Annotated in this window: 10 protein-coding genes and 1 pseudogene; 1 reads left to right on the top strand and 10 read right to left on the bottom strand. The window is 35.6% G+C overall.

Annotated elements, in window-relative coordinates:
- Nucleotides 1-80 precede the first annotated feature (80 nt).
- The 6 genes and pseudogenes from WM46_RS25865 to WM46_RS25845 form a co-directional block, all read right to left on the bottom strand.
- On the bottom strand, nt 81-863 hold the full coding sequence (locus WM46_RS25865; protein WP_233424262.1) for an aKG-HExxH-type peptide beta-hydroxylase: 783 nt from the start codon (nt 861-863) through the stop codon (nt 81-83).
- Nucleotides 850-1,440: a cyclophane-containing peptide 2OG-Fe(II) oxygenase YhhC gene (gene yhhC / locus WM46_RS25860; protein WP_045404653.1), complete on the bottom strand. Its 591-nt coding sequence runs from the start codon at nt 1,438-1,440 to the stop codon at nt 850-852. The genes WM46_RS25865 and yhhC overlap by 14 nt, the downstream gene beginning before the upstream one ends.
- 14 nt (nt 1,441-1,454) lie before the next feature.
- The gene (locus tag WM46_RS25855) at nt 1,455-2,267 is read right to left on the bottom strand and encodes a radical SAM protein (RefSeq protein ID WP_262360433.1); all 813 of its coding nucleotides are present in this window, start codon (nt 2,265-2,267) and stop codon (nt 1,455-1,457) included.
- A gap of 20 nt (nt 2,268-2,287) precedes the next feature.
- Nucleotides 2,288-2,572, bottom strand: coding sequence for a radical SAM protein (locus WM46_RS26720; RefSeq protein WP_262360432.1), 285 nt, complete (start codon nt 2,570-2,572; stop codon nt 2,288-2,290).
- 6 nt (nt 2,573-2,578) lie between these two features.
- Complete coding sequence (gene yhhA / locus WM46_RS25850; protein ID WP_072025379.1) at nt 2,579-2,740, bottom strand: YhhA family cyclophane-containing RiPP; 162 nt, start codon at nt 2,738-2,740, stop codon at nt 2,579-2,581.
- A gap of 420 nt (nt 2,741-3,160) precedes the next feature.
- A pseudogene (locus WM46_RS25845) lies at nt 3,161-3,283 on the bottom strand (helix-turn-helix transcriptional regulator); the annotation flags it as partial.
- A 530-nt stretch (nt 3,284-3,813) separates the two neighbouring features.
- Between WM46_RS25845 and WM46_RS25840 the strand changes: the two are divergent.
- Complete coding sequence (locus tag WM46_RS25840; protein ID WP_102603742.1) at nt 3,814-4,416, top strand: hypothetical protein; 603 nt, start codon at nt 3,814-3,816, stop codon at nt 4,414-4,416.
- 38 nt (nt 4,417-4,454) lie between these two features.
- On the opposite strand, the gene WM46_RS25835 is transcribed toward WM46_RS25840, so the two are convergent.
- From WM46_RS25835 to WM46_RS25820, 4 genes are all read right to left on the bottom strand, one after another.
- Nucleotides 4,455-5,093 carry a hypothetical protein gene (locus tag WM46_RS25835; protein WP_001625716.1) on the bottom strand — a complete coding sequence of 213 codons (639 nt, stop codon included), beginning with the start codon at nt 5,091-5,093 and terminating at the stop codon, nt 4,455-4,457.
- 94 nt (nt 5,094-5,187) lie between these two features.
- On the bottom strand, nt 5,188-5,589 hold the full coding sequence (locus tag WM46_RS25830; protein WP_045404661.1) for an H-NS family nucleoid-associated regulatory protein: 402 nt from the start codon (nt 5,587-5,589) through the stop codon (nt 5,188-5,190).
- Nucleotides 5,590-6,012: 423 nt separating this feature from the next.
- Nucleotides 6,013-6,858 carry a DUF6387 family protein gene (locus tag WM46_RS25825; RefSeq protein WP_001625719.1) on the bottom strand — a complete coding sequence of 282 codons (846 nt, stop codon included), beginning with the start codon at nt 6,856-6,858 and terminating at the stop codon, nt 6,013-6,015.
- A 692-nt stretch (nt 6,859-7,550) separates the two neighbouring features.
- A complete protein-coding gene (locus tag WM46_RS25820; RefSeq protein ID WP_061075026.1) occupies nt 7,551-7,748 on the bottom strand; it encodes a hypothetical protein in 198 nt (65 codons plus the stop codon).
- Nucleotides 7,749-7,761: the final 13 nt, after the last annotated feature.

Raw genomic sequence — 7,761 nt, 5'->3', positions numbered from 1 at the left:
ATTGACACCATTAATTATAATAAAGTTCAACACACTCAAAGAACCTCCATTAATTATGACCTTGCATCATAGTTGAGTGGTTATGATAAACACAAGCAGGCAAGCATTCTACCTTCAGGAGTTAATGCATCGCTTTTTAGTATATGTCCTGCCGTTGATAATTCCTTTTGAATTTCATTAATCCTTTTTACTGCAAAGTCATTTATATTTTTAGATTGCGCATGAACCTTCAACCAAAAAATTTTAATATTTGAGAAAACATAGACTGCATGTAGTAAACCGCGTTCATTTCGGCCCTCTCCTTTCCAGGGGGAAAATACATTATCAGTTAACAATTTATCATGGAACAAAGGTAATAAATGTTCCATAGCTGTTAACTGTAAATGCAGAGTTTCATGAATAATCCCTTCAACAAATCTTTCAGCAGCGTATTTCTCTTCATATTTTGGAACATTAGTGAATACATCGAATGGTATGCAAGGATCACTGAAACTCACATCAAAATCTTCACACTCAGATAATAATGGATGAAAGTTAATTGCAAATGCCTTTATCGAACTATGCATGTTTTTTGAAAAATATAATAAAGACTCAATTTTGGACAATAACCTTTCATATTCTGGTAATGAAAATTCATTTTTGTCGCAGAAAGTTAATCCCATTTTTTCCCAATCTACTTTCTCAATTTCATCCAAAAACTTAGGTACTAAATAATCAATCCCCATTATTTTACTGCCGGGATCTACTACGCATATATCATCTACGGAATTTATATTTTGTGATAACAGAAAGTTATCACGCAAATAAAATGGTGAGCTTTCATTCCAACCTAAAGGAGAACATATAAAATCAGATATTTTCATTTCCCTTCCTGTAAAATGAGTAAATTACAGTATATCTTTCAAAATCGTATACCTGACTAACCGCATGATGTGAGTTCTGTGATATCTCGAATCCTTGAACTGAACCATGAAGTGGAGGAATTATTTTTTCTAAGGATTCCGGCTCATCCTTAGAAAAGATCATAAAATACCCACCATTCTCTTCTTTCCAATTTTTATTAAAATGAAACAAAATACGATGTGACTCTTGCCCTTCAATAAAATCATTATGAATTTTTATTTTGTCGCCTGATATTAATTTATGTGCAACAATATCCACTTTATTTTTCAGAACCACATCAAATTTATTTTCTATAAAACTTTTCAATTCATCACAAAAAAAATCTTCCTTGAGGAAAAGAATCTCATCTGGTAATTTCGCATCATATAAACTAAATTCATACTGGTCATAAAAATATTCATTAACCCTTTTCCAAGAATTAGTAGATATCAACCATTGCAAAATACCCTCGGTGACATTAGAACTAATACAGGAATTACAAAAGAAATGATTAAATGGGAAAATTTCCATCTCACTCTTCCATAGATTTTTTAACATACCCCCCCCTTAACTCATAATAATTTAGACCGCTGCAAGAATTTTTTAACTGTACTAATCACTATCTTATGATCCGCACAATATATTGATGGGTTATCAAACCCCCTAGTTTTACTCCATCGATATAATGGCATTCCACCACCACATACATCTTTATATTCACACAACTGGCATTCTGCTGATAAAGGTGAAGATGATTTCGTATAAATTATATATTCTTCACTTTCTACTACATCCATTAATGAAGTATTATGTACCGACGGACGTCCTTTGAAAAAATCGACACCTTCAAATGATGCTCTCAGTGTATCATTCTTTCTAATCTCGCCATCAGATTCAATTATCAAAATACCAAACTCATTATTTCCTTTCCCTTCTTTTATTGGAGAACCGCCCAAATAAATCTTGAGAATATCATCCAGTATTTTTATCGGTACAGGATTGCTATCTTCCATATAGAGTTCAAATACTTTAGCTAACCACTCACCATATTCAGTAGTTTGAAGATCTTTTTTTCCATAAGGCATCCTATCATAATTTCCATCCTGAAATAGAAAATCTATACTTGGAGAGTTTATACTCTTCAGATAATGATATGTATCCTCAGCAGGAATATTCGGTTGTATAACTGATAATGTCCCTGCAAACAAGAAGGTGTGGTCTTGGTGTGAGCTTAATTTTTCAATTCCATTAATTACATCCTCAAAACTACTGTTACCACCACGTGTAAACCTCGCGATATCATTAGCTTTTCTTGTTCCGTCAATACTAACCGAAATGCTTACTCTATATTTTGAACATAAGTTCAAAATTTTCTCAGTTATCAAAACACCATTGGTTTGTATACTTATAGGGTATTTTGAGGATTTAAACCTCTTCTTAAACCTGATAATAAAGTCTCAAGTCTTCTTTCCCCCAAAAGAAGTGGTTCACCTCCATGTAAAACTATGGCAAATCCAGTTACCTGCAAAAGACTATATTCCGTAATCCTTTCTACCACTTTTTCTATCGTGGCATCATTCATCCTATAGGGTTGATCCTGCCAGCTTGTATCAGCCCCGCGATATACATAGCAGTAGGTGCAATCCAAATTGCACCTACTGGCCGTCTTGATTAAAATTGTATCAAGCATAGAAATTTAACGGTTATGCCGATTATGGACTCGATCATAACGGCTACCTACCGTTGTGTTTTTATCATTTCTAACTTCTTCCATCAGTCTAGATAACACCGAGTTTGCCCCGCTGTAACCATCTGTTTTTAAAATTTTTTTTGCTTCTTCTGCTTGGTTTTGCATCATACTATCCTCATTGAAATTGTTATCAAAATAGTACAATAATAAGAATAATCTGTAAATTTATTTTTAATTACTTGATTTTTAGAATAATTCCGGAAAAGCTTGCTTGTAACCATTTGATAGATATACATTTAATTTTCCTTACAATTCAAAGAAGAAAACTATCAAAACCAACAAAACAATCCGTAAAACCTATCTGAATACTGCATAAAAGTAGCATTATTTGACTATTCAGGCTATTTAAGCGTATTGTTCTTTCATTGCTCACTGATATTTTGGGGCTGTTAGAGAAAAACTATTTATGTAGATCTATTTTAACTCATGGTTTATTATTATCTTCGCTTTTATAATTTAGATTCTCCACTTTTATTTCTCTCCCCCCCTCAATAAAATTAGTATATTCTTTAACTACACGACATAGAGCCCAAATTTGACAGGTGCAGGAAACTTGCCATCGTTGATCAGACGATAGATCCATGCTTTTCCGTAGCCAGTTCGTTCGAGAACTTCTGGTAGGCGTATGAGGCGGGTTGGTTGATTGTTCATTTTGTTTTCCCTTGTCGTTGTGGTGAAGTCACTATACGAACACTTGGGAAAAGAAAGGAGTGAGACTCCTGAAGCGGAGGTTCCTTGCTGCTATGCAGGATGGTTCTCTCGAAGTTGGTGCAGTACAGAACAGGGGAACTTGAGAGTATCTGAAATTCCCCTATTTCGCTGAAGGTGTGTCTACGGTTGCGGCCATATCTAGATGGTAGTAATGGTTGATCAATTTACATCTCACGGCCACATATTGCTGATATAGAGGCAATGACAACTCAAGGCTAAATTTTTCTACCATTAACGAATTTCATAGTTCTGATTTAAACATAAATATCATAAAATTTTAGCACTAATCTTTTATATGAATTAGAGTATCCTTTATATATAATAATTAATTTTACTTCCTTTGCCCGGCACAAAAATTTGGTATTGAACGACCAATCCAGATCCTTCTTCATTTACTCCAAAAATTAAATTTGATATTTTCTTTTATAGATGTTAAATAAAAATAATTAAATCCATTAATAGGAGAGAATATGAATAAGATATCTATAGCATCACTTATTACAGCATTAATTTTCATTTCATTTAGCTATAAAGTGAATGCTAATGATATTGAAAATTCATCAGCAATTCCTGTAACCCACTCAATACCCACATCAATACCCCCCCTCTACAACAGTTATTCGGGCGAAACTATTAAGTATGAATTGAAAGTTTATGAGAATAAAAGCACCAAGATATATGATGAGAAAAAAAAGACCGGAGTGTTTGATAACAACTCTAATGCGATAAATGACATAGATCAGCATACTTTCAAATTTATCACAATAAAAATATCTCATAATAATTCCTTGGAATTACTCACTTTTAAGGAATCATTAAATCCTGAATCGATACCATCAGGTAATAATTTTTTAATGTTCGTTCAAAAGTTAGATAAAGAACATTACCAATATGTTTTACTGGAACTTCCAGATTTTCATGGCAGTAGTAATTATTATTTAGACAATCCAATAAAGAGTTTATTTTATGAGAGAAGAAAAGTAATAATTAGAAAAGGTCAATCATTAAGAATAGAGATAAGAAATAATGGAGTACAACGGATTTACATTCTAACCCCCAAAGAACAAAGTTAAAAATTAGACAGGGCAACTAAAGTCGCCCTGCAACTACACTATTGGTTCATTAATGTATAGACAGGCTGCATCTTTTTATTAAATCTAAATTCAAGCAAATAATTCTTACCTTTAATTGCCACGTTCACTGGCTCACCTTCAGTAAGATATAATCGTCCATTCTCAGGTGTAACTATAATTGATAATCCTTTTTTATTCACTCCACCGCCAGAAGCTTCTTCCATCTCTATAATAAAATCAGGAGAGAAGACCACCTTTTGTCCACCACCGATTATACTTATTGGCAGTTTTAGTTCACTTTCTTCTTTATTTAATATCTGTGAGGATATATTCCGTTCTTCTTTTATATTCGCTAAAAATAAAGGTGTGATTTTTTCTACACAATCTCGATAACTGTCATTATCCAATTGTTGATGTTCCCTAAGAACTTGTTGTACGCCATCCCACTCACTCTTTGTAAGAGCAACCTTTGCATCAGCCGCTACTTTACCTGCAAACTTAAGTCCAACTTTAACATCACCAGAGGCAAGAACCTGAACATCCCATTTCTGCCCTTTGCTACTAGGAGCATGGCAAACACTAATGACGCTTTTAGAAACCTCATCTAATACAGTATCTGCAAAAGCAATCTGGCTGAAGCTTATTAAAAATGATACTAACCAATGTTTAATTTTCATCACTGACCCCAGAAAATATTCTTTCTGTTAATGCAAGCCGTTATAAGTAATCAACTTTTTAACGGCTTTTTTTTGATAAAGTATTCTTCAAATATTAGATAGCGAAATCTTCCAGCTTCTTACCACTTTCAATAGCAGCGGTGATAACTTTCGGAGTTCGACCCTGACCAGTCCAAAACTTCTCATCACCGTTTTCATCGATATATTTGTATTTAGCCGGTCGTGGTTCACGGCTGGATTTTGGCTTAGAAGAAGAACTCAGACCAGAAAGCAATTCTGCTGGATCAATGCCATCCTCAAGGAGTTGCTGACGAAAAGCTTCGAGCTTGGCCTGTCGTTCTTCCTTATCTTTCAGAAATGTAACTTCTTCTTGCCGACGATCTTCAACCACCGTAGTCAGTTTCTCCAGCATTTCTTCAAGATTTTCAAGAGAAAACTCACGAGACCGAGCGCGAAGTGTACGAATGTTGTTTAATATTTTAAGAGACTCACTCATTTTTTATCCTTCCTGGTGATGTTAAGATACATTAACTTCTTAATGTGTTTCACAATAAAATGCAAGGATTTATATTGGAAATACAAAGAAAAGCATCCTGTAAAAGATGCTTTTGATAAATTATCATAATCACCTTAACATGAGTAAAGAGACATGCCGTCATCCTAATAGTTGGTTAATGACAAGAATGAATATAAATTTCATTCGTCATTCCAAGTTAAAATATTCGCTGTTATTTCATTTTTATTTATATAAATCTCACCCCAAGGCATATTCAATACACTTAAAAAAAAACCATCAAACAATAGTCAAAAAGCTCAATTGTAAAATAATTTTAATGAATGTCATCGACCTTTTTACAAATTATCCACATTAGAAATGAAAATATTTTTCAATACACCTAAGAATTATGGGTGTCATTTTTCAATCCGATAGTTTCATTACATCTGAGACTTTCATTTGCTTCAAATGGCTATTTTTGTTCATGAAGTAAAGGAATTGTCGGATAAAGTCAGTTGTGCAGGATTTAAGGGCCAAAGGCCTGTCGGTATCTTTGATTTGGCTGGACTGCCTCATTTCGCTTTCTTCGTCATCATCTGTATATAGTAGTCTGGATAACCTGTCGTCAGAAACACGGATTTTTTTAACGGCTGCCCACACCAAGATATCTAACATAGGTATTACTCGATAACTGATGAGTTTCTTGATAGTTCCGTATCCAAAACGAACAGATTCCAATGGGTTTTCATCAATACCCTTAATTTTACGCCATTGCGGTAATGCAGCTTTAAGCGACTCTGCAATCTCTTCGTCTGTGCCACTTGCCAAATCAATCTCGATCATGACTGTTCGTGTAAACTGATCTGGCATAATGTCTGAAAGTGATTCCTCTCGAAGCTCTGCGTTTATAGAATAATTGTTACCTTCATGCCAAACAAAACCTCCGCGTTGCATAGCAATAATGCTCGTTTCAGCAAGGCGATCAAGAGTTGTTAGAAAAAAATGGGGGGGCTGAAAAAGTTTGTTGGCAGGAGTCATGTATCCAAGTTGCCCTTCTGGAATCAAAAAAGGGTTACCGGTGAAAATCTTTGAGAAGTAACCCATAAGAGTTCTGCTCTCAAACTCTTCCCGATACTCCTTAAAGAACAGATTCCGGGCCCATAACTCGTGATAGAAGTGTATCAATGAGAGATCTTCAAACTTGCGATAGTTATCTATGTTAAGCCAAGCTTTGATTTCTTTTGTATGCTCTAGTGACCAGTTGTTCAAAATCCATTCTCCACCTATGCTGGTACTGCCCTACGGGTACAATTCAGTTATGCTTAAAAACTACCGTATACACTAATCGGTGGAAAGCAGATCCTGCTTACGCAGTTCAACTCCAGTTGGTAGCTGAACTGAGGATTTGTTATCTTTTGATACAATTTGCCAATCAGCTAATCGTGAGAACTCATACCATTAAGATTTATGGTTCCTTTTTAGAACCACCAATAGAATATAAATAAAAAATTAATATAAAAATCAATGGTTTGAATATCCAATCACAGGGACGCCAGCCCACCAAAATTCTCCATCGGTGATTACCAGAGTCATTCGATGAAGTCCTAAGAGCCCGCATGGCGCAAGCCCTGCGGGCTTTTTTGTGCCCTCAATTTGTCCCGCGAAGTCTGAAGCCAACTCATTAAATCCGAACCTTTTAGACCCATTGCCAGGCCCAACGAAAAGCCTTTGCTTTCGATGATGGCGGCACCCATAGCAAGAAATGCCCATCAGGTTAAAACCAACACGTTATTGTTCGTTGCCGAATGTTATTGAGCATGTGAGAAACCGTGTGGCCGAGGGCGACGCAAAGGATATCCGATACGCGCTTAAGAGAGAGGTATTTCCGCAATGATGAGATTAGCGCATGCCCTGGTTAAGACAATCCTGTCGGTTCAAAGCAGAGGCGCACTAACATGAAGTTATCTCGGATTTTTGGCATTAACGTCATGTAATGCCACATCCACCAGGCCCTTTTCGGGATCGAGGAAAAAGCATCGGGTTCGTGATGACTGCAACTGAGATGCCGCCTCACATTCAGGGTGGCTACTGAAAACACCAATAACTTCACTTTTTTCAGCGTTACCCGCGAGCGAGAAGATTAATGCCAGAACGTACATAATTCATCCTTGA

This window comes from Citrobacter freundii complex sp. CFNIH2 (assembly GCF_002880615.1).
Classification (GTDB): domain Bacteria; phylum Pseudomonadota; class Gammaproteobacteria; order Enterobacterales; family Enterobacteriaceae; genus Citrobacter_A; species Citrobacter_A amalonaticus_F.
This window is presented reverse-complemented; position numbering and strand designations above follow the sequence as displayed.